This window comes from Arthrobacter sp. yr096, assembly GCF_900108925.1.
In the GTDB taxonomy this organism is placed as follows: domain Bacteria; phylum Actinomycetota; class Actinomycetes; order Actinomycetales; family Micrococcaceae; genus Arthrobacter.
Genome location: NZ_FNYI01000004.1, coordinates 32,960 through 53,629, shown reverse-complemented (window position 1 = coordinate 53,629; position 20,670 = coordinate 32,960). Strand labels below are relative to the sequence as shown.

Below are 20,670 nucleotides of genomic sequence, written 5' to 3'. Positions count from 1 at the left end.
GTGGCATTCCGGGCTTTCGCCGCTCCGGACCCCGACTAACCGGGAAGGAGCGTGCAGGACTTAGGCGTGCTGCGCGTGCTTGTGGAGGCCGAGCTCCGCGGTGGGAACCTTGGCGGATTCGCGGGCGGTCATGGCTGAGACAGCTGCGATCACGCAGATCACGGCGGTGAAGATGGAAATCTGGACCCATCCGCCCGGCTTGGTGCCGCCCAGTGCGGTCACGATTGCGGGGGCGAAGCCTGCCATGAGGAAGCCGAGCTGCGTGCCGATGGCCAGTCCGGAGAAGCGGACCTTGGTGCTGAACATTTCACCGTAGAAGGACGGCCACACGGCGTTGGCGGCAGCGTATCCGAAGGAGAAGAACACGATGGAAACCAGGAACATCAACGGCACATTGCCCGACTCGAGCGTCAGCAGGAACACCGGTGTCATGATGGCGCTGGCGATTGCTCCGTAGATGAAGACGGGCTTCCGGCCGATCTTGTCCGCAAGCATGCCGAACAAGGGCTGGGTTCCGAGGGCCACGACGTTGGCCGCGACCACCAGCCACAGTGTGATGGTGCTGTTCACGTGGGCAACGTCCTGGGCGTACTTGATCGCCAGGGTTCCAAAAACGGTGCTCACTGCGGCAATGAAGGCGCAGCAGACCACGCGGAGAACATCGCGCCAGTGCAATCGCAGGAGGTCGGCAACGGGAAGCTTGGAGATCTGGTTGTTCTTCTTGGCCTCGGCGAATGCCGGCGGCTCGTGCAGGGTGCGGCGAATGAAGTAGGCCACCATGACAACCACTGCGCTGAGCCAGAACGGGATGCGCCAGCCGATGCCGTACTTAATCTCATCGGGCAGTGCCACCACGGGAATGAAGACGAGGGCTGCGAGAATCTGGCCACCCTGGGTACCGGTCAGGGTCCACGAGGTGAAGAAGGACCGGCGGTTGTCCGGGGCGTGCTCCAACGTCATGGAGGAGGCGCCGGCCTGCTCGCCGGCGGCTGAGAGGCCCTGGCACAGGCGGGCCAGGACCAGCAGGACGGGAGCCCACCAGCCGATGGTCTTGAAGTCCGGGAGGCAGCCGATCACGAAGGTGGCGGCACCCATCAGGACCAGGGTGAACATGAGGACCTTTTGCCGCCCGATCCGGTCACCGAAGTGGCCCAGAATGACGGCGCCCACTGGGCGGGCGACGTAGGCGAAGCCGAACGTCGCGAAGGACATGATGGCTGCGTTGGCGTCTGCGTCCGGGAAGAACACATGCGGAAAAATCAGGGCCGCTGCCGAGCCGAAGATGAAGAAGTCGTAGTACTCCACGGCGCTGCCAAGGAAGCTGGCAAGCGCTGCTTTCTTGGGAGTTCCGGTGGTTGTTTCAGTGCCTGGCGTCGCTGACGGCATTGTTTGGCTCATGGGAGGTTCCTTCTGTGACGACGATGTCGCGGATCTAGCTTCAAGGGAAGACCAGAGCGAGGTGCGGCCGGATCATCCCGAAAGTAACCACATGGTGAGAGCTACTTGTGCAATACAGCAATAGTGGCTGTGAGTGGGGTCACTTGTCAAGAGATGTCACCACCATCTAGAAATAGCTCTCACCATGTGAGAGCATCGAGTTATGAGTGTGAAAGAGGACACAAAGACCGACATGGTCGGCAAAGCCCTAAGCCTGCTGGTACTTCTGGGCAATGAACCGCGCGGTGCAAGTGCGGCTGATCTGGCCCGGAGTGCCAGCCTGCCGTTCAGCACCACCTATCGCCTGCTGGGCTCCCTGACGCGTGACGGATTCGTGGACTATGAGCCTGATGGGCGTCGCTACCACCTGGGCTTGCGCGTGTTCCAGCTCGGCCAGCGGGTCTCCAATCACCACGGCTTCGCCGCGACGGCCCTGCCTGTCCTCCAGCGCGTCACGGAGCGAACCCATGAGGCAACCATCCTGTCCGTCCGTGATGGCAATCATCACCTCACGGTCAACAAGGTGGATGGACCCAAGACCTTCCGTGTCACCAGCGACCCCGGGCATCTGGGCGCGCTGCACACCACCTCGGTTGGCAAGGCGATCGTGGCCTTTGAGGAAGAGATCGAGCGGAAGCGCCTCCTGGAGGAGCTGCCCCTGGATCCATTGACCCAGCACTCCATTACCGATCGCGACAAGTTCCGTGAAGAAATCGAGCAGGTGCGCCGGCAGGGATATGCCGTCATGGATGAAGAGAACGAGGTGGGCATGCGGGCCGTCGCTGTGCCGGTCCTCAATTCCCAGGGCCACGCTTTTGCGTCCCTGGCCACGGCCGTGCCGGTGTTCCGCCTCACCATGGAGGAACTCATTGCGCACGTCCCCACGCTGCAGGAGGCCGCGGCTGAACTCGCGGCCAGGCTGCCCCAGCGCTGAGTCCCGCGATGCACGCCCGCTCGTTGTGAGGCCCGCTTTGCGCCCCGGGTTCCCGGAATGCCGCGCAGAGCAGGCCCCGCAACGCGAGGGTCCTCGTTGTGAGGCCCGCTTTGCGCCCCGGATCCCCGGAATACCGCGCAGAGCAGGCCCCGCAACGCGACCTCACAAAACTTCGGCGCTCAGTAAATGTTCGCGATAAGAACAAGCGTGCGGAATATGAACACTTGTAGTAATCTAAATAACACCCCGGCAAGCGGCGCCCCGGAAAGCGCCAAAAAGCCCGCGGTGCTGAAGTCAAAGGAGCTTTAGGATGAGCAACCGAGCCGAATCCGTTCTGGTGGGCCTCATAGGTGAGGGCGTCATGCCCTCGCTCACGCCGCCCATGCACGAACGCGAAGCCGATGTGCAGGGTCTTCGCTTGCTGTACCGCCCCATTGACCTGCTGGAACTGGCATTGCCGGCCGCCGCCGTCGGGGATCTCCTCACCGCAGCCCACCGCATGGGCTTCAATGGCCTGAACATCACGCACCCCTGCAAGCAGTTGGTGCTTGAGCACCTTGACGAAATTTCCGACGACGCCGCGCGCCTGGGTGCCGTGAATACGGTCCTGATTCGGGATGGTCGGTTTATCGGCCACAACACAGACTTCTCGGGCTTCGGTTCGGCGCTCGCCGACGGACTCCCGAACGCCAAACTGAACCGTGTGGTCCAGCTCGGCGCGGGCGGTGCCGGCTCGGCTGTTGCTTACGCGCTCCTCACCGCCGGCGTCAGCACCCTGGACCTGGTGGACATGGACCCTGCCCGCGCTGCGGAACGCGCTTCCGAGCTGGGCGCACTCTTCCCCGAAGCCACGGTCACGCCGCGCAGCACTGACGAACTCGCGCAGATCATGCCGCTCGCCGACGGCCTGGTGCACTGCACCCCGATCGGCATGGCCGCCCACCCGGGACTGCCCCTGGACATCGAACTCCTGGAGCCACGCCACTGGGTGGCTGACATCGTCTACCGCCCCATCGAAACGCAACTGGTCCGCGAAGCGCGTGCCAAGAACTGCGACGTCCTCGACGGCGGCAGGATGGCGGTGGGTCAGGCGGCCGACGCTTTCCAGCTCATTACAGGACGTCAAGCCGACCGGGAGCGGATGCGGGCACACTTCCTGGAACTCATCGCAGTGGAAGACGCGGCGGCGGCCCCCGAGCTGACGAAGGCAGGCCACTGATGCGCACCGGTATCGCCACGGTCTGCCTGTCGGGCACGCTGAAGGAGAAGATGCAGGCCTGCGCCATTGCGGGCTTCGATGGCATCGAGATCTTCGAGCAGGACCTCGTCACGTCCCCGCACAGCCCGGAAGAAGTCCGGAAAATGGCCGCCGACCTCGGTTTGGGCCTGGACCTCTACCAGCCTTTCCGGGATTTCGACGGCGTTACCCCGGAGCTGCTCAAGGCCAACCTCAAGCGGGCCGAGGCCAAGTTCAAGCTCATGTCCCGCTTGGGCATGGACACCATCCTGGTCTGCTCCAACGTGGCGACAGCCACCATCGACGACGACGACCTGAGGGCCGAGCAGCTCGCAGAATTGGCGGAGTTGGCCGGGGCACACGGAGTCAAGGTTGCCTACGAAGCCCTGGCGTGGGGCAAATACGTCAATGACTACGAGCACGCCTACCGCCTGGTGGAAATGGTGGACCACCCCAACCTCGGCACGTGCCTGGACTCCTTCCACATCCTTTCCCGGGACTGGGACACCGCGCCCATCGAGCAGATCAACGCGGAGAAAATCTTCTTCGTCCAGGTTGCCGACGCCCCCAAGCTCTCCATGGATGTGCTGTCCTGGAGCCGTCACTACCGCGTGTTCCCGGGCGAGGGGCAGTTCGAGCTCGCCAAGTTCATGGGCCATGTTGTCCGCGCCGGGTACACCGGCCCAGTCTCGCTGGAGGTTTTCAACGACGTCTTCCGTCAGTCGGACACCGAGCGCACGGCCGTGGACGCCATGCGCTCCCTGATCTGGCTGGAGGAGCAGAGCGCCAAATGGCTCGCCAGCACCGCTGTGGAAACCGGAACTGGGACCGCGGCCGGCAACGGCGGTTCGTCCCGCCGTCGTTATCCCATGGAACTTGCCACGCTGCCCAAGGTGAACGAGCCCGCTGGTTTCAACTTCGCCGAGGTCAAGGCCGATGACACCGCGCAGCTGGAGAAGCTGCTGGGCCAGCTCGGCTTTGAATTCGAAGGCCGCCACCGCACCAAGGACGTCCAGCTCTGGACCATGGGCCAGGCGCGCGTGATCATCAACGAGCAGGCGGCCTCGCACTCGGAACCGGCTATCGCCGCTTTGGGGTTCGACGTCGACTCTCCAGTGATTGCCTCCGCTCGTGCCCAGCAACTCAAGGCGCCCGTGGTTGCCCGCAAGGTCCAGGCGGACGAGGAAGTCTTCCAAGGTATCTCCGCCCCGGACTCCACGGAGATCTTCCTGTGCCAGGGAAGCCCGGACGGCACCGCCGCGTGGACACACGAGTTCGGCGAGGGCCTGGACCACGCGTCCAGTGCGCAGAACGCTGTGATTGACCACGTGAACCTGGCCCAGCCGTGGCAGCACTTCGATGAAGCCGTCCTCTTCTACACCAGTGCCCTGGCCCTGGAACCGCAGCCATTTGCGGAAGTCCCGAGCCCCAGCGGCTTGGTGCGCTCGCAGGTTATGGAAACCAGCACTGGCGCGGTCAGGCTGGTCCTGAACCTGGCGCCCGCCCAGCAAGCCCAGGAAACAGCACGCAAAACGTACCAGGAACACATCGCGTTCGCCGTGGACGACCTCGTGGCCACGGCCCGGTCCGCCCGCGATCGCGGCCTCGAGTTCCTGCAGATTCCGGCCAATTATTACGAGGACCTGGATGCCCGATTCGATCTCGAACCCGGCTTCCTGGCCACCCTCAAGGAGCTCAACCTCCTGTATGACCGGGACGCCAACGGCGAATTCCTCCACTTCTACACAGCCACAGTGGGCAGTGTGTTCTTCGAAATGGTGGAGCGCCGCGGCAACTATGACGGCTACGGGGCGCCCAACGCTCCGGTACGTCACGCCGTCCAATACGACTCGCTTCACCGGGTGTAGGCCCGCTGCCCATAAACCAGAAGAACCCGTCAACCGAAAGGAGCCGGCCGTGCCACAGGAACAGACAGCACAGACGCTCGAATCAGAGGAACTCGTGCCGCCCGCTGAGCCACACGCCGCACACGAGTCCAAGAAGGTGGAAACCCAGGCAGATCTCAGTGCTGAGATCAAAGCCATGGGCGATCGCTACGCCGAGGCACTGAAGAACGGGCGCGCTCCGGAGACCATGCCGCGCCTGGACTACTCGCCGTACCGGAGCAGCATCCTGCGCCACCCCACCAAGAGCCTGCACCACGCGGACCCGGAGACAATCGAGCTCTACTCGCCCGCCTTCGGCCACCAGGACGTGCACGCACTGGAATCGGACCTGACCATCCAGCACAACGGTGAGCCCCAGGGTGAGCGGATTATTGTTGCCGGCCGCGTGCTTGACGGCGACGGCAGGCCCGTTGCGGGCCAGCTCGTGGAGATCTGGCAGGCCAACGCATCCGGCCGCTACATCCACAAACGCGATCAGCACCCCGCGCCGCTTGACCCGAACTTCACGGGCGTTGGCCGTTGCATCACCGGTGCGGACGGCTCGTACAGCTTCACCACCATCAAACCCGGCGCGTACCCGTGGAAGAACCACCTGAACGCCTGGCGTCCGGCGCACATCCACTTCTCCATGTTCGGCTCGGAGTTCACCCAGCGCATCGTCACCCAGATGTACTTCCCGGGCGACCAGCTCTTCCCGCTGGACCCCATCTACCAGTCGATCGTGGACCAGGACGCCCGCGACCGCCTCGTGGCACAGTACGATCACGAGCTGACCAGCCCGGAGTGGGCGCTCGGCTACAAGTGGGACATCATCCTGACCGGTTCCAAGCGCACCTGGACCGAAAACGAAGCATACGGCGACGCCGGGGACGAGGAGTAAGCGCATGAGCAAGCTGGCACCCACACCGGGTCAGACCGTTGGCCCCTTCTACGGCTACGCCCTTCCCTTTAACAAGGACAACGAACTCCTGGCTCCGGGCAGCCCCGGCAGCATCCGCCTCCAAGGCACCGTGTACGACGGCGCGGGGAACGCTATCCCGGACGCCATCCTGGAAATCTGGCAGCCGGACTCCGAGGGCAAGATCGTCCAGCGCACCGGCTCCCTGGTCCGCGATGGCTACACGTTCACCGGCTGGGGCCGCGGCTCCGTGGGCAACTCGGGCGTGTACACCTTCACTACGGTCAACCCCGGCCCCATGGCTCCCGGCGCGGCAGCGTTCATCTCCGTGGCGGTCTTCGCCCGCGGCCTCATGAACCGTCTCTTCACCCGCGTGTACCTTCCCGAAAACGAGGAAGCGCTGGCCAATGACCCTCTGCTGAGCTCCCTCGACCCGGAGCGCCGCAAGACGCTGATCGCCCGCCGCGACGCCGATGGTGGCCTCACCTGGGACATCCGCCTGCAGGGTGGCGACGAGACCGTGTTCCTGGACTTCCAGCAGGACGGCTCACTGGAAACCAGCGTCAATGCGGACCATTCTGAAGGGGAAACCCAGGCATGACCGACGGCGACTTCGGCCTCCTCAGCCCCGTCTCGGCGTCGTCCGCTGTGGCGGCGCTGACGGACGACCGTGCCGTGATCGCGGCAATCCTCCGCGTCGAAGCCTCCTGGGCTGCCGTCCTTGAGGGTGCGGGGCTTGTCCCTGCCGGATCCGCCGCTGTGGTGGCCGAAGCCGCCCATGGTGACTCCTACGACGTAGCTTCGGTAGCGGAACGCGCCCAGGGCGGCGCCAACCCGGTGATTCCCTTGCTCGGAGACCTGCGTGCTCGCGTCAAGGAGTTGGACACCTCGGGAATCGGTGCCGGCAAAGCTGTCCACACCTCGCTGACCAGCCAGGACGTCCTCGACTCCGCCCTGATGCTGCTGGCCAGCCGCACCGTTTCCGCGCTCCTGGTTGACGTCAAGGGCACGACGACGGCGCTCGCCACCTTGGCGGAGCAGCATGCGGACACGCTGTGCGTGGGCAGGAGCCTGACACAGCACGCGCTTCCCTACACGTTCGGGCTCAAGGCTGCGCAGTGGTTCCACGGCGTGGCGGCTGCGGCTGCCCGCTTGGAATCCCTTGAATTGCCGGTCCAGTTCGGCGGGGCCGGCGGGACGTTGGCCTCAGGCACAAAGCTCACCGCCGGCTCGGACTCCACGCCGTTCACCCTTGCGGATTCCTTGGCTGCCGAACTGGGCCTCGCACCTGTTCCAGCGCCGTGGCACACCAACCGCCTCGCGGTCACGGCCCTCGGCGACGGGCTCGCCGCCCTGATCGACTCCTTCGGCAAGATCGCTGCAGACCTGCTGTTCCTCAGCCGCCCGGAAGTCGGCGAACTGGGCGAACCGCTGGCTGCCGGACGCGGTGTTTCCTCGGCCATGCCCCAGAAGCAGAACCCCGTGCTGTCCGTGCTCATCCGCAGTGCGGCGTTGCAGGCTCCCGCTCTTGCCGCGCAACTGCACCTTGCCGCAGCAACATTCAACGACGAGCGACCCGACGGAGCCTGGCACAGCGAATGGCCGGCTCTGCGTCACCTGCTCGCGTTGGCCCTGGGCGCAGCCGGACACCTCCGCGAACTCACCGAAGGCCTCCGTCTCTTCCCCGAGGCGATGCGCAGGAACCTGGAAATCTCGGGGCCGCTGCTGCTCAGCGAAGGTGTGGCTGCCGCCGTCGCGCCTCTCCTCGGTGAGGACGGAAAGCAGAAGCTTCAGGCCGTCGTCGACGAAACCTTGAAAGCACCCGTCGCCGAGCAGTCGCGGATCTATACCAAGCTCCTGCGCGAAACCGTCCCCGCGGACAAGGTCTCCGACGCCACGCTTGAAGAGCTCCTGGACCCCGCGAGCTACCTCGGTGAGGCATCGGAGATCAGCCGCCGCATCCTGGACGCCTACCCCGACTTCACGGCGCCAGCAACAAACACGGGAATCTCAACGAAGGGAGCCACACGTGGTTAAGCCAACAGTCAAGGCCGTGCTGCTGTCCCCGCAGCGCGAACTCGGAGCCAAACCGCTCTTGGTAGTGGGCCCGTCGCTGGGCACGTCCACTGTGCTGTGGACTGAAACCGCGGCCCTCCTCGGCGATGAGTACGACGTCATCGGGTGGGACCTCCCCGGTCACGGCATCTCGCCCACCACCACCGAAGGTTTCGATATTGCGGAACTGGCTGACGCCGTCGTCGATCTTGTCGACTCGGTGTCGCCGGAATCAAAGTTCCACTACTCCGGTGTTTCGCTGGGCGGGGCCACCGGCCTGCAGCTCGGCATCAAGCACGGCGACCGCCTCCGCAGCCTGTCCGTGCAGTGCAGCGGCGCCAAGCTCGGCACCCCCGAAGGCTGGCTGGAGCGCGCCGAGACGGTTCGTCAGCTGGGCACGCCCGTGATGATCCAAGGGTCCGCCGAGCGCTGGTTCGGGCCGGGCTTCATGGACCGTCAGCCGGAGATCAGCAGCCGCCTCCTGCATGCCCTCCGCGACGCCGACCGCTTTGGCTACTCGTTCTGCTGCGAAGCCCTCGCCGCGTTCGATGTCCGCGAGCAGCTCGGCAGCATCACTGTCCCTACACAGGTGATTGCCGGCGTCGAGGATTCAGTAGCGCCGCCGTCGCTCGCCGAAGAAACGGCCGAAGGCATCCGAGCCGGTGGAGGACTCGCGCAGGTGGAAACGCTCGACGGCGTCGCGCACCTGGCGCCCGCGGAAGCACCAGCCGCCGTGGCTGAACTGATGCGCACCTTTATGAAGGAGAACGGACGATGACCTCTTCTGAACACAACGGCGCTGTACGGAAGGGCGCCGTTCAGTCTGATGCCACCGCACAGGACATTTACGACGCCGGCATGGTGGTTCGCCGCGAAGTGCTCGGCGACGCGCACGTGGACCGGGCGAACGCCAACAAGGATTCCTTTACCGAGGACTACCAGGACATGATTACCAGGATCGCCTGGGGTGGCATCTGGACGCGGCCTGGCCTGAGCCGGCAAATGCGTTCCGCCGTCACCCTCACGGCGCTGGTGGCACATGGTCACTGGGAGGAGCTGGCCATGCATGTCCGGGCGGCCCTCAACAACGGCCTAAGCAGGGACGAAATCAAGGAAATCCTGCTGCAGACCGCCATTTATTGCAGTGTGCCGTCGGCCAACTCGGCCTTCAAGACGGCCCAAAAAGTATTCGCCGAGATCGACGCGGCCGAACCCAACTGAGTTCCCCCAACTAGCTCGCAATCGTGGTTGTTCTGAGCCCTCATAAACAACCTCTACTGCCAGCCAGTTGGGCAAGAGAAAGAGAAACCCATGAATCAGGCTTTCGTGTACGACGCCGTGCGCACGCCCTTTGGCAAGTTCGGCTCCGGACTTGCCGCTGTCCGTCCCGATGACCTTGCCGCCCACGTGGTCCGGGAGTCCGTCAAGCGGGCCCCTGGGCTCGACGTTGAGCGGATCGACGAGGTGGTGTTCGGCAACGCCAACGGTGCCGGCGAGGAAAACCGCAACGTAGCACGCATGGCAACGCTCCTGGCTGGCCTGCCGGTCTCCATTCCGGGCACCTCGGTCAACCGGCTCTGCGGGTCCTCGTTGGACGCGGCGATCATCGCTTCGCGCCAGATCAACGCCGGCGACGCTGAGTTGATGCTGGTGGGTGGCGCCGAATCCATGTCCCGTGCGCCGTGGGTGCTGCCCAAGACGTCCAAGCCCTACCCGGCCGGTGACATGACCTTGGCGTCCACCACGCTCGGTTGGCGTTTGGTGAACCCGGCCATGAACAAGGACTGGACCATCTCCTTGGGCGAGGCCACCGAACGGCTCCGCGAGAAGTATGGGATCACCCGTGAACGGCAGGATGCTTTTGCGGCCGACTCGCACAACTTGGCGGACGCCGCGTGGAATGAAGGCTTCTACGACAACCTTGTGACCGCGGTTCCGGGCACCGACCTTGTCCGGGACGAGGGAATCCGCGCCGGTTCTTCGGCTGAGAAGCTTGCCGGTTTGAAGACCGTCTTCCGCCCTGAGTCGGACGGGCCCGACGGCGGCACGGTCACCGCCGGTAACGCCTCGCCTTTGTCTGATGGTGCTTCGGCGGCGTGGATCGGCTCCGAAGCCGCGTCTTCCATACTCGGCCTGGAGCCCCTCGCCCGCATCGCCGGTCGCGGTGCGCACGGCAACGATCCCCAGTTCTTCGGCTTCGCCCCTGTGGAGGCCGCGAACAAGGCCCTCGCGAAGGCGGGCATCGGCTGGGACCAGGTGGGCGCCGTCGAACTTAACGAAGCGTTCGCCGCGCAATCGCTGGCGTGCGTTGACGCGTGGGGAATTGACCCCGCAATCGTGAACCAGCACGGTGGTGCAATCGCGATGGGACACCCGCTGGGTGCCTCCGGTACCCGCATCCTGGGAACGCTGGCTCGATCCTTGCAGGCCTCCGGCCAGCGCTGGGGCGTGGCAGCGATCTGCATCGGCGTGGGCCAAGGCCTGGCCGTGGTGCTCGAAAACGTCACTGCCGGCGCGTCGGCATAGAAGGGGTAAGAGTCATGCTGAATTTCATTGACACTGTGGGCGAGGCTGTCGCCAGCATCAAGGATGGGTCCACCGTGATGATCGGCGGGTTCGGCAACGCCGGGCAGCCGTTCGAACTGATCGATGCACTCATGGATTGCGGCGCGAAGGACCTGACCGTGGTCAACAACAACGCCGGCCAAGGCGACCAGGGCCTGGCGCTGCTGATCAAGGAAGGCCGGGTCCGCAAGATGATCTGTTCCTTCCCGAGGCAGTCCGATTCCTGGCACTTCGACGCCAAGTACCACGCTGGCGAGATTGAGCTGGAACTGGTTCCGCAGGGCAACCTGGCTGAGCGCATCCGTGCCGCCGGTGCCGGAATCGGCGGCTTCTTCACCCCCACCAGCTACGGCACCACGTTGGCTGAGGGCAAGGAGAGCAGGTTCTTGGACGGGAAGTGGCAGGTCTTCGAAACACCCATCCACGCCGACGTCGCGCTCATCAAGGCACTCAAGGCTGACGGCAAGGGCAACCTTGTGTACCGCAAGACCGCCCGGAACTTCGGCCCCATCATGGCCGCTGCTGCCAAACACACCATCGTGCAGGTATCGGAGATCGTGCCTACCGGTTCTCTGGATCCGGAGAACGTGGTGACACCCGGTATCTACGTCAACAGCGTGGTCCGCGTCAGCGGTTCCAGCGCAGAGAAGGTGGCCTGATTATGAGCACCCAAACCAGCATTCAGACCTCGGAAAAGCCGTTGGGCCGCGACCAGCTCGCCCAGTTGGTGGCCCGCGACATCGCCCCCGGTTCGTTCGTGAACCTGGGCATCGGCCAGCCCACTCTCGTGTCCAATTACCTCACCGAGGAACAGAACATCACGCTCCACACGGAGAACGGGATGCTCGGTATGGGCCCGGAGGCCGAAGGTGATGAGATCGATGAAGACTTGATCAACGCCGGCAAGATTCCCGTCACCGAGCTGCCCGGAGCCGCGTACTTCCACCATGCCGACTCGTTCGCCATCATGCGTGGCGGGCACCTGGATATCTGCGTTCTCGGCGCGTTCCAGGTTTCCGCCAACGGCGATCTAGCCAACTGGCACACCGGAGCCCCGGGGGCCATCCCCGCCGTCGGTGGCGCAATGGACCTGGCCACCGGCGCCAAGGACGTTTTTGTGATGATGACCTTGCTGACCCGCGAGGGCGTGTCCAAGCTCGTGGAGCAGTGCACCTACCCGGTCACCGGCGTCGGCTGCGTCACCCGCGTGTACACGGACAAAGCCGTGTTCCTCACCGGACCCGACGGCGTCACGGTCCGCGAGACCTTCGGCTGCACCTTTGAGGAAATCCAGGAGCTCGTGCCGCTGCCCCTGAAGGCCAAGGCAGAGTAGGCCCCGCAAGTTCGAGCCCTTGTGTTGTGTGGCCCGCTTTGCGCGCTATTTCGCGAGTTCGGGGCGCAGAGTAGGCCCCGCAAGTTCGAGCCCTTGTGTTGTGGGGCCCGCTTTGCGTGGTATTTCGCGAGTTCGGGGCGCAGAGTAGGCCCCGCAACGCACTCTAGGATTGGTAACCATGAGCGACTCCGCAGTTACCCCGCAGGCCAGCGACCAGTACGTCCAGTCGCTGGCCCGGGGACTCGCCGTGATCCGGGCGTTCGACGCGAACAATCCGCTCATGACTCTCAGCGAAGTGGCTGCCCGCACGGACCTGACGCGAGCCACGGCCCGGCGGTTCCTGCACACGTTGGTTGAGCTCGGCTACGTCCGCACCGACGGCAAAACGTTCGCACTCACGGCCAAGGTGCTGCAGCTCGGCTACTCATACCTCTCGGCGCTGTCGTTGCCTCAGTTGGCCCAGCCGCACCTGGAGCAGCTCAGCTTGAAGCTGGGGGAGTCCACCTCCGCCGCAGTCCTCGACGGCCCGGATATCTTCTATGTGGCCCGCGTTGCCACGCGCCGGATCATGAACGTCGGCATCACCGTTGGTACCCGGTTCCCCGCGTACGCCACGTCCATGGGTCGCGTCCTGCTCGCCGGACTGCCGCAGGCCCAGCTTGAGGCTTACCTCACGACGGCGGAACTCACCCCGATCACGCCGCGAACCGTCGCCAGCGTTCCCGACTTGAGGGCCGCCGTCGAGCATGTCCGTGCGCAAGGCTGGTGCTTGCTGGACCAGGAGCTGGAAATCGGCCTCATGTCCATCGCAGCCCCGGTGTGGAACCACAACAACGGCGACAACGTGGCTGCGATCAACGTGTCACTGCAGGCCCAAGCGGTCGCAGCGCAGCCGGATGCGGACGCGTATCTGGATTCAGTCCGAGCCGAAGTAGTGGCCACGGCCAACGCGATCTCGCAGGACGTCTCGGCCAAGCACTGACTAGCTCCGGATCGCCGCCAACCGCGTCTCCAGGATCCGGCGCACCATGGAATCCGGCACGGGGTTGTCCGCAGAAAACCGCAGCGTCCCGGGTGACCACGAATAACCGCCAAGCTCCTCCGACATTTCCGGCAGGATCTGCCCGCTGAACGGGTAGAGGGCCAAGTGTTTCTTCGTTTCGAGCACGCTCAGGAAGCCCTTGCCATCAACCAGCAGCGCGGGCATGCCGTAGCTGACGCCTTCTTCGGCATCGGGCGCGAGTTCGCGGGCGATCCCCACAATCCGCTCAAGGATCCCGCGGTTGGCCTCGCTGACGTTCTCCAAATATTCGGTGACGGTTCCCATAGGGACATGGTTCACCACATGCGCCTATATCGGCCAGAGGTTTAGCGCTCCGGGATCACCGCGATGCCCTGGATTTCGATCAGGGCCTCTTTCTGCCAGAGGCGCGTGACGCCGATGCCAGCCATGGCGGGGTACTGCGAGCCGGCCATGTCGCGCCAAATGCGCCCAATCTCACGGCCGTTCGCCATGTAGTCGTCCACGTCCGTGAGGTAGATGGTCACGTTGACCAGGTCTTCCGGCTGCCCGCCGGCTTCGCGCAACGTCGTCAAAACGTTGGTGAACGCCTGGGTGAACTGCTCCACGATGCCGCCGGGAACGATGTTCATGTTCTTATCCAGGGCCGTCTGCCCGCCCAGGAAAACGGTGTTGCCGGCCAGGATTCCGTGCGCGAAACCCGATGGCTTGGGCAGCGATTCCGGGTTAATCGTTGTGTGGCTCATGCTGTTCCTCCTCGTTGTGGCAACTGCAAAAACTTTTGGAAAGCCTCTGTGCAGATCATTTCCGCCGTGCTACGTTGAGCATATGTGACGATCGTAAAAAAGTCGACACATCACAAAATCTCGAAGGGAACCCGCAATGAAACTAGCCACCTTGCGTACGGCCGGCGGAAGTACGACGGCGGCACTCGCCACGGGCGCCGACTCCTACCTCGCGTTGCCCGCCACTGAGGTTGGGGAACTCCTGGCGCAGGCGGATTGGCGTGCTGTGGTGGAGGGGGCTGCCGCGTCCAAGGATCAGACCGTCATCGCCGCAGCTGACGCAGAACTCGCGCCGCTCCTGCCCCGGGCGGGCAAAGTCATTTGCTGCGGCCTGAACTACGGCGACCACATCCAGGAAATGGGCCGCGAACTTCCTGAGTTCCCCACCCTGTTCGCAAAATACGCAGACACGCTGGTTGGTGCCGCCGACGCCGTGGAAGTCCACGGCAGCGGACGTGTGGACTGGGAAGCCGAGCTGGCCGTCGTCGTCGGTTCTGAACTGTTCCGCGCTGACGAAGAACAAGCCCGTGAGGCCATTGCCGGGTACACCGTGGCCAACGACGTTTCCATGCGTGATTGGCAGAACCGGACGCTGCAGTGGTTCCAAGGCAAGGCCTGGGACGGCACCACCCCTGTTGGTCCGGTCATGCTGACGGCCGATGAAGCCGGGCAGCATTTCGACGTCCGCGGCTACGTCAACGGCGAACTGGTACAGGAGGGAAACACCAGCACTCTGGTGTTCGGCCCGGCACGGCTGCTGTCCTACATCTCGCAGTTCACCACCCTTCGCCCCGGCGACCTCGTCCTCACCGGAACTCCTGGGGGAGTGGGCATGGGAATGACCCCGCCGCGCTTCCTCAAGGACGGCGACGTCCTCACCACCGAAATCGACGGGATCGGCCGGTTGGAAAACCAGTTCCGGATCCACGCGCCCGTCGCCGCCACCGTCTAAGTCCCACCCCACACAAGCGTCACCCCACACGAAGGAGAGACCCATGAGCCAGACCACCACCGAATACCGCCTCGAAGGCGATAACTCCATCTACGCCCAAGCTGACGGAAAGGTTGTTCCGGTGGTCACCCGCGCCGGCGCCGAAGACACCAATACTGCCCAGTCGGGAGACTGCATCCGCGTCTCCGGCGTCAGCATCCAGCACACGCCGGCCACCAAGATCTGGTTCGGCCAGGTATCCAACACCCCTGGTTACCGTTCCCTCCCGCACCACCACGGTGAAGCTGAGACCGGCGGGTACGTGCTCCGCGGCCACGGCCGGATCTATTTCGGCGAGAACTACTCGGAGTTCATCGACATGAAGGCTGGCGACTGGGTTTTCGTGCCGCCGTTCATGCCCCATGTTGAAGCCAACATGTCCATCACGGATGAACTCGTCTGGCTCACCGCACGCACGCCGGAGAACCTCGTGGTGAACCTCGAAGACGTGGCTGACGAAACCCTCGCCGACTACCGCCGGGTCTAAACCATGATCACTGGAACCCTGACGTCCGAGACGTTCCTCAAGGCAGTTGAACTCACGCCCACAACGGCAGAGGTCTTCGACGAAGCCTATGAAGCAACCACCCAGTACGTGCCGTGGCCAAAAGCCTATGGTGGGGACATGGTGGCACAGGCTGCGGCCGCAATGATGCGGTCCGTTGATGCTGACAGGAGTCTGCACTCGATGCATAGCTACTTCATGCGCCCCGTGGATATCGGTTCCAGTGTCCGCTACGAAGTGGAGCGCCTGCGGGACGGTCGCGGTTACTCCACCCGCACCGTCCGGGGCTTCCAGAACGGCAAGCCTGTCTATGCCGCGATGGGTTCCTTTCAGGTCCCCGAAGACGGCCCGGACTTCCAACCTGAGTCTCCTGCCGCCGTCGAGCCTGACTCGCTGCGGACCGCGGCGGAAGCGCTGGACGGCGTGGACGGCAAAGCAGCGGACTACTGGTCCGCGGGCCGTAGCTTCGACATGCGCCATATTCCTGGTCCGGTATATATCGAACTCGAAGGTGGCGCGGTGCCGCAGCAGGCCATCTGGGTCAAGGCCTTCGACGCCCTGCCCGATGACGCCAACCTTCACCGCACCGCCCTTGCCTACGTTTGCGACTACACCATCCTGGAGCCGCTCCTCCGCGTCAACGGACTCAACTGGTCCAGCCCCGGACTCGCCACCGCCAGCTTGGACCACTCCATGTGGTTCCACCGGGACGGTCGCGCGGACGACTGGGTGCTCTACGCCCAGGACGCCATTTCCGGTCAAAGTAACAGGGGCCTCGCCATGGGCCGCTTCTTCGATCGCCAAGGCAGGCTGCTCGCTACGGTCGCCCAAGAGGGCATGATCCGCGCCGGCTCCTGAAACCACCATTCATCAGCTTCAACGACGCACCACTGAAAGGAACGGCCATGAGCATGACGCCATCGGCCCACGTGGACACGTTCACCCGCCACCACCTGCCGCCCGCCGATACCTGGCCTGCGCTTGAATTCACCCTTCCCGAACTCCATTACCCCGAGCGGCTCAACGCTGCCGCAGTGCTGATCGACGACGCTGTCGAACAGTTCGGCGCAGACCGTCCCGCATTGTGGACCCCTGATGGCACCGTCTGGACCTACGGTCAGCTCCAAACGCGCTCAAATCAGGTGGCACAGGTCCTCACCGAAGACCTCGGGGTTGTCCCCGGCAACCGAGTGCTGCTGCGTGGCCCCAACAACCCGTGGATTGTCGCGGCCTGGCTCGGCGTATTGAAGGCCGGTGCCGTAGTGGTCACCACCATGCCTATGCTGCGATCCAGCGAGGTGGCCACCCTGATCCAGCTCACCAAGCCGGCAGTGGCCATCTCTGACCACAGGTTCGTGGACGAACTCGCGATTGCCGCGGGGGATGACGTCACCGTGCTGACGTACGGAGCAGGCAACGGATTCGACGACGACGGCGACCTCGCCTCGCGCTGCGGGCACAAGAGCGGCAAGTTCACGGCTGTGGACACGGCCGCAGACGACGTTGCCCTGCTGGGTCCGACGTCGGGCACCACCGGCGTACCCAAGGTGACCATGCATTTCCACCGGGACATCCTTGCCAACGCCGACACGTTCGCCCGGTACATCCTGCAGCCAACAGCCGACGACGTCTTTGCCGGTTCGCCGCCGCTTGCCTTCACGTTTGGGCTTGGGGGACTGGTGGTCTTCCCGCTAAGGTTCGGCGCGTCCTCGCTCCTGACCGAAAAGGCGGGCCCCGTAGAGCTGGCTGAGCACGCGTCAGCCGCCGGAGCCACCATCCTCTTCACGGCCCCCACGGCCTACCGGGCCATCCTCAAGGAAAAGCGCGGTGACCTCCTCCGCGGCCTGCGCATGGCCGTCTCTGCGGGTGAACACCTTTCCAAGGAAACCTGGGAAGCCGTGCATGAGGCAACGGGTTTGCGGTTGGTCAACGGGATTGGCGCCACGGAGATGCTGCACGTCTTCATTTCTGCAGCGGGGGACGATATCCGCCCCGGAACAACCGGCCGCGCGGTGCCGGGATTCCGGGCCACCATCCTGGACGACGACGGCAACGAACTCGGCCCGAACAGCATCGGTCGCTTGGCCGTGATCGGCCCCACGGGCTGCCGCTACCTGGACGATCCCCGGCAAGCCAACTACGTGGTCCGTGGCTGGAATGTCACCGGCGATACGTTCTCCATGGACGCCGACGGGTACTTCACCTACCAGGCCCGCTCGGACAACATGATCGTCTCCTCCGGCTACAACATCGGTGCGCCTGAGGTTGAAACGGCCATCGATCAGCACCCGGACGTCGTGGAAAACGCGGTCATCGGGATCCCGGATGAGGAGCGCGGCAGCATCGTCTGCGCGTTCATCGTCCTGCGCGAAGGCGTCACTGGCGACGCCGGGAAACGCAAGGAAATCCAGGACTTCGTGAAGCAGACCATTGCCCCGTACAAGTACCCCCGGGACGTCCGCTTCGTCACTGAACTGCCCCGGAATCCCAGCGGCAAACTCCAGCACTTCAAGCTCCGCGACAGGGTCCTCACGCAGGACAAAACCGCGAGCGACACCGAACAACTTACCCCCGCCGGCCAGAGCCAGGCCTGAGAAGGAGCAACACCCATGAAAATCGCAATCGTTGGAGGCGGCCCCGGCGGCCTGTACTTCGCAGCACTGATGAAGCAGTTGGACCCGTCGCACGACATCACGCTCTGGGAACGCAACGCTGCCAGCGACACCTTTGGCTTCGGCGTCGTGTTTTCCGATGAGACACTGGGCGGCATCGGCAACGCCGATCCCGTGGTGGCCGAGTACATGAGCCGCCGCTTTGCCCGCTGGTCTGATATCGACATCCACTTCCGCGACCAGATGATCACGGTAGGCGGCCAGGGCTTTGCCGCCATGAGCCGCAAGGAACTGCTGGAGTTGCTGCAGCGCCGCTGCATCGAACTCAACGTGGACGTGCGGTTCAGTACCCTCGCCCCGGCCATCGAGGAACTCGAAGCCAACTACGATCTTGTGCTGGCAGCTGACGGCATCAACTCGCAGATCCGGGCCAAGTACGCCGATTCCTTCAAACCGGACCTTGATCCGCGCACCAACAAGTTCATGTGGCTCGGCACGGACCAGGTGTTTGAGGCCTTCAAGTTCTTCGTGAAGGAAACCGAGTGGGGCGTCATGCAGATCCACGGTTACCCGTACTCGGACGAGGGTTCCACGTTCATCGTGGAAATGCACCAGGACGTGTGGCACGCGGCAGGATTCGACGAGACCGCCAACGAGGTCTTCCCTCCGGGCGTTTCGGATGAGAAGGCCATCGCCAAGATCCGTGAGATCTTCGCAGAAGAGCTGAACGGCTATGAGGTCCTCACCAACAACTCGAAGTGGATCAACTTCACCACCGTCCGCAATGAGAACTGGCGCCACAACAACGTGGTGTTGCTGGGCGACGCTGCCCACACGGCACACTTCTCCATAGGGTCCGGCACCAAGCTCGCCATGGAAGACTCGCTTGCCTTGGCTGCGTGCCTGCACGAGCACGCTGATGTTGAGTCGGCACTGGCTGCCTACGAGGCCGAGCGGCGTCCCGTGGTCGCGTCCACCCAGCGCGCCGCGCAGGCATCGCTGGAGTGGTTCGAGCGCATCGGTCAGTACAAGGACCAGGACCCTACGCAGTTCGCGTTCAACCTGCTCACCCGCAGCCGCCGCATCACCCAGGAAAACCTGCGCCTCCGCGATCCTGAGTTCGCCGATGCCGTGGACCGCGACTTTGCTGAATCCCAGGGCCTCAGCGAGGTGGCACCGGCAATGTTCCAGCCCTTCCGCATTGGTGGGCTGGAGCTGAAGAACCGCATTGTGGTCTCCCCGATGGACATGTACTCGGCAACTGACGGTGTTCCGGGCGACTTCCACAAGGTCCACCTCGGCTCCAAGGCCCTCGGCGGCGCCGGCCTGGTGATGACCGAAATGGTCTGCGTCTCCGAATCCGGACGTATTACTCCTGGCTGCAGTGGCCTGTACACGGATGAGCAGCGGGACAGCTGGAAGGAAATCGTGGACTTCGTCCACAGCCGTTCCACCGCCAAGATCGGTGCCCAACTGGGCCACTCAGGCCGCAAGGGCTCCACCAAGCTCATGTGGGAAGGCATCGACCAGCCGCTCGAGTCCGGCAACTGGACCGCCGTCGGTCCTTCCGCACTGCCGTACAGCGCTGAGAACCAGACCCCCGTGGAGCTTGACCGCGCGGGCATGGACGCCATCAAGGCGGAGTTCGTCGCGTCAACGGTCCGTGCCGAGGAGGCAGGCTTCGATCTCCTGGAGATCCACGCCGCCCACGGCTACCTGCTCTCCTCCTTCCTTTCGCCGGTGTCCAACAAGCGGACCGACGAATACGGTGGCAGCTTGGAGAACCGGCTGCGGTTCCCGTTGGAAGTGTTCGACGCCGTTCGCGCGGCCTGGCCTGCGGACAAGCCTGTAACCGTGCGCATCTCCGCCACCGACTGGATCGAGGGCGGCAACACCTCCGACGATTCTGTGGCCATCGCCGCGGCCTTTGTTGAGCACGGTGCTGCCGGCTTGGATGTTTCCACCGGACAGGTGGCCAAGGAAGAGAAGCCCGCTTTCGGCCGCAGCTACCAGACGCCGTTCGCCGACCGCATCCGTCAGGAAGTTGCCGCACCGGCAGGCGTGGCTGTCATCGCCGTCGGCGCCATCTCCAGCTACGACGACGTGAACTCCATCCTCCTCGCGGGCCGTGCCGACCTCATCGCACTGGGGCGCACGCACCTTTATGATCCCCAGTGGACCCTGCACGCAGCGGCCGAACAGGAATACCAGGGGCCGGGCGCCCAGTGGATTCCACAGTTCCGTGCCGGCCGCCGGAAACCTCCGAGCTCACGCACGGACGCCGTTCGTCCCCGTCTGTCCTTGCTGAAGGAAGCGGACATTGAAGAGGTCAACACCCACCTTCGCTGGACTCCCGAGTCCGCCGCTGCATCGGTTTTGGTGAAGTAGCC

20 protein-coding genes are annotated in these 20,670 nt (G+C 64.2%); 17 read left to right on the top strand and 3 right to left on the bottom strand.

Translation table 11 applies throughout. The features are described from left to right. Positions 1–60: 60 nt before the first annotated feature. Complete coding sequence (locus BMY91_RS11165; protein WP_090821883.1) at positions 61–1,398, bottom strand: MFS transporter; 1,338 nt, start codon at positions 1,396–1,398, stop codon at positions 61–63. Between the two features lie 202 nt (positions 1,399–1,600). Here BMY91_RS11165 and BMY91_RS11160 point away from each other — a divergent pair, with 202 nt between their 5' ends. From BMY91_RS11160 to BMY91_RS11105, 12 genes are all read left to right on the top strand, one after another. Beyond that, positions 1,601–2,371 carry an IclR family transcriptional regulator gene (locus tag BMY91_RS11160; protein ID WP_090821881.1) on the top strand — a complete coding sequence of 257 codons (771 nt, stop codon included), beginning with the start codon at positions 1,601–1,603 and terminating at the stop codon, positions 2,369–2,371. A 310-nt stretch (positions 2,372–2,681) separates the two neighbouring features. Beyond that, positions 2,682–3,590, top strand: a complete 909-nt coding sequence (locus BMY91_RS11155; RefSeq protein WP_090821879.1) for a shikimate dehydrogenase — start codon at positions 2,682–2,684, stop codon at positions 3,588–3,590. Beyond that, on the top strand, positions 3,590–5,476 hold the full coding sequence (locus BMY91_RS11150) for a bifunctional sugar phosphate isomerase/epimerase/4-hydroxyphenylpyruvate dioxygenase family protein (RefSeq protein ID WP_090821877.1): 1,887 nt from the start codon (positions 3,590–3,592) through the stop codon (positions 5,474–5,476). Before BMY91_RS11155 ends, BMY91_RS11150 begins: the two co-directional genes overlap by 1 nt. Positions 5,477–5,525: 49 nt before the next feature. Beyond that, on the top strand, positions 5,526–6,395 hold the full coding sequence (gene pcaH / locus BMY91_RS11145) for a protocatechuate 3,4-dioxygenase subunit beta (protein WP_090821875.1): 870 nt from the start codon (positions 5,526–5,528) through the stop codon (positions 6,393–6,395). A gap of 4 nt (positions 6,396–6,399) precedes the next feature. Beyond that, positions 6,400–7,014, top strand: a complete 615-nt coding sequence (gene pcaG / locus BMY91_RS11140) for a protocatechuate 3,4-dioxygenase subunit alpha (protein WP_090821873.1) — start codon at positions 6,400–6,402, stop codon at positions 7,012–7,014. Next, on the top strand, positions 7,011–8,450 hold the full coding sequence (locus BMY91_RS11135; RefSeq protein ID WP_090821871.1) for a lyase family protein: 1,440 nt from the start codon (positions 7,011–7,013) through the stop codon (positions 8,448–8,450). The genes pcaG and BMY91_RS11135 overlap by 4 nt, the downstream gene beginning before the upstream one ends. After that, positions 8,443–9,246, top strand: coding sequence for an alpha/beta fold hydrolase (locus BMY91_RS11130; protein ID WP_090821869.1), 804 nt, complete (start codon positions 8,443–8,445; stop codon positions 9,244–9,246). Before BMY91_RS11135 ends, BMY91_RS11130 begins: the two co-directional genes overlap by 8 nt. Further along, positions 9,243–9,689 carry a 4-carboxymuconolactone decarboxylase gene (pcaC, locus tag BMY91_RS11125; protein WP_090821868.1) on the top strand — a complete coding sequence of 149 codons (447 nt, stop codon included), beginning with the start codon at positions 9,243–9,245 and terminating at the stop codon, positions 9,687–9,689. Before BMY91_RS11130 ends, pcaC begins: the two co-directional genes overlap by 4 nt. 90 nt (positions 9,690–9,779) lie before the next feature. After that, positions 9,780–10,994: a thiolase family protein gene (locus BMY91_RS11120; protein ID WP_090821866.1), complete on the top strand. Its 1,215-nt coding sequence runs from the start codon at positions 9,780–9,782 to the stop codon at positions 10,992–10,994. 14 nt (positions 10,995–11,008) lie between these two features. Beyond that, entirely contained in the window at positions 11,009–11,692 is a 684-nt protein-coding gene (locus BMY91_RS11115) for a 3-oxoacid CoA-transferase subunit A (protein ID WP_090821864.1), read from the top strand. 2 nt (positions 11,693–11,694) lie between these two features. Beyond that, positions 11,695–12,366: a 3-oxoacid CoA-transferase subunit B gene (locus tag BMY91_RS11110; RefSeq protein WP_090821862.1), complete on the top strand. Its 672-nt coding sequence runs from the start codon at positions 11,695–11,697 to the stop codon at positions 12,364–12,366. Positions 12,367–12,544: 178 nt separating this feature from the next. After that, positions 12,545–13,348: an IclR family transcriptional regulator domain-containing protein gene (locus tag BMY91_RS11105; RefSeq protein ID WP_090821860.1), complete on the top strand. Its 804-nt coding sequence runs from the start codon at positions 12,545–12,547 to the stop codon at positions 13,346–13,348. On the opposite strand, the gene BMY91_RS11100 is transcribed toward BMY91_RS11105, so the two are convergent. Both BMY91_RS11100 and BMY91_RS11095 read right to left on the bottom strand, forming a co-directional pair. Further along, positions 13,349–13,693 carry an iron chaperone gene (locus BMY91_RS11100; RefSeq protein WP_090821858.1) on the bottom strand — a complete coding sequence of 115 codons (345 nt, stop codon included), beginning with the start codon at positions 13,691–13,693 and terminating at the stop codon, positions 13,349–13,351. It lies immediately after the preceding gene. A 41-nt stretch (positions 13,694–13,734) separates the two neighbouring features. Then, positions 13,735–14,133: a RidA family protein gene (locus tag BMY91_RS11095; RefSeq protein WP_090821857.1), complete on the bottom strand. Its 399-nt coding sequence runs from the start codon at positions 14,131–14,133 to the stop codon at positions 13,735–13,737. Positions 14,134–14,269: 136 nt separating this feature from the next. Between BMY91_RS11095 and BMY91_RS11090 the strand changes: the two genes are divergently transcribed. Genes BMY91_RS11090 through BMY91_RS11070 form a run of 5 tightly spaced genes read left to right on the top strand, consistent with a single transcriptional unit; the run spans position 14,270 to position 20,668 of the window. Then, positions 14,270–15,124, top strand: a complete 855-nt coding sequence (locus BMY91_RS11090; RefSeq protein WP_090821854.1) for a fumarylacetoacetate hydrolase family protein — start codon at positions 14,270–14,272, stop codon at positions 15,122–15,124. 43 nt (positions 15,125–15,167) lie between these two features. After that, on the top strand, positions 15,168–15,650 hold the full coding sequence (locus tag BMY91_RS11085; protein ID WP_090821852.1) for a cupin domain-containing protein: 483 nt from the start codon (positions 15,168–15,170) through the stop codon (positions 15,648–15,650). A gap of 3 nt (positions 15,651–15,653) precedes the next feature. Then, entirely contained in the window at positions 15,654–16,526 is an 873-nt protein-coding gene (locus BMY91_RS11080) for an acyl-CoA thioesterase (RefSeq protein WP_090821850.1), read from the top strand. 47 nt (positions 16,527–16,573) lie between these two features. Beyond that, the gene (locus BMY91_RS11075) at positions 16,574–18,262 is read left to right on the top strand and encodes an AMP-binding protein (RefSeq protein ID WP_090821848.1); all 1,689 of its coding nucleotides are present in this window, start codon (positions 16,574–16,576) and stop codon (positions 18,260–18,262) included. Between the two features lie 15 nt (positions 18,263–18,277). Further along, complete coding sequence (locus BMY91_RS11070; RefSeq protein WP_090821846.1) at positions 18,278–20,668, top strand: bifunctional salicylyl-CoA 5-hydroxylase/oxidoreductase; 2,391 nt, start codon at positions 18,278–18,280, stop codon at positions 20,666–20,668. Positions 20,669–20,670: the final 2 nt, after the last annotated feature.

Coding starts and splice junctions, on each gene's coding strand:
- BMY91_RS11165 (WP_090821883.1), bottom strand. CDS start 1,398: ATGAGCCAAACAATGCCGTCAGCGACGCCAGGCACTGAAACAACCACC.
- BMY91_RS11160 (WP_090821881.1), top strand. CDS start 1,601: ATGAGTGTGAAAGAGGACACAAAGACCGACATGGTCGGCAAAGCCCTA.
- BMY91_RS11155 (WP_090821879.1), top strand. CDS start 2,682: ATGAGCAACCGAGCCGAATCCGTTCTGGTGGGCCTCATAGGTGAGGGC.
- BMY91_RS11150 (WP_090821877.1), top strand. CDS start 3,590: ATGCGCACCGGTATCGCCACGGTCTGCCTGTCGGGCACGCTGAAGGAG.
- pcaG (WP_090821873.1), top strand. CDS start 6,400: ATGAGCAAGCTGGCACCCACACCGGGTCAGACCGTTGGCCCCTTCTAC.
- BMY91_RS11135 (WP_090821871.1), top strand. CDS start 7,011: ATGACCGACGGCGACTTCGGCCTCCTCAGCCCCGTCTCGGCGTCGTCC.
- pcaC (WP_090821868.1), top strand. CDS start 9,243: ATGACCTCTTCTGAACACAACGGCGCTGTACGGAAGGGCGCCGTTCAG.
- BMY91_RS11120 (WP_090821866.1), top strand. CDS start 9,780: ATGAATCAGGCTTTCGTGTACGACGCCGTGCGCACGCCCTTTGGCAAG.
- BMY91_RS11115 (WP_090821864.1), top strand. CDS start 11,009: ATGCTGAATTTCATTGACACTGTGGGCGAGGCTGTCGCCAGCATCAAG.
- BMY91_RS11110 (WP_090821862.1), top strand. CDS start 11,695: ATGAGCACCCAAACCAGCATTCAGACCTCGGAAAAGCCGTTGGGCCGC.
- BMY91_RS11105 (WP_090821860.1), top strand. CDS start 12,545: ATGAGCGACTCCGCAGTTACCCCGCAGGCCAGCGACCAGTACGTCCAG.
- BMY91_RS11100 (WP_090821858.1), bottom strand. CDS start 13,693: ATGGGAACCGTCACCGAATATTTGGAGAACGTCAGCGAGGCCAACCGC.
- BMY91_RS11095 (WP_090821857.1), bottom strand. CDS start 14,133: ATGAGCCACACAACGATTAACCCGGAATCGCTGCCCAAGCCATCGGGT.
- BMY91_RS11090 (WP_090821854.1), top strand. CDS start 14,270: ATGAAACTAGCCACCTTGCGTACGGCCGGCGGAAGTACGACGGCGGCA.
- BMY91_RS11085 (WP_090821852.1), top strand. CDS start 15,168: ATGAGCCAGACCACCACCGAATACCGCCTCGAAGGCGATAACTCCATC.
- BMY91_RS11080 (WP_090821850.1), top strand. CDS start 15,654: ATGATCACTGGAACCCTGACGTCCGAGACGTTCCTCAAGGCAGTTGAA.
- BMY91_RS11075 (WP_090821848.1), top strand. CDS start 16,574: ATGAGCATGACGCCATCGGCCCACGTGGACACGTTCACCCGCCACCAC.
- BMY91_RS11070 (WP_090821846.1), top strand. CDS start 18,278: ATGAAAATCGCAATCGTTGGAGGCGGCCCCGGCGGCCTGTACTTCGCA.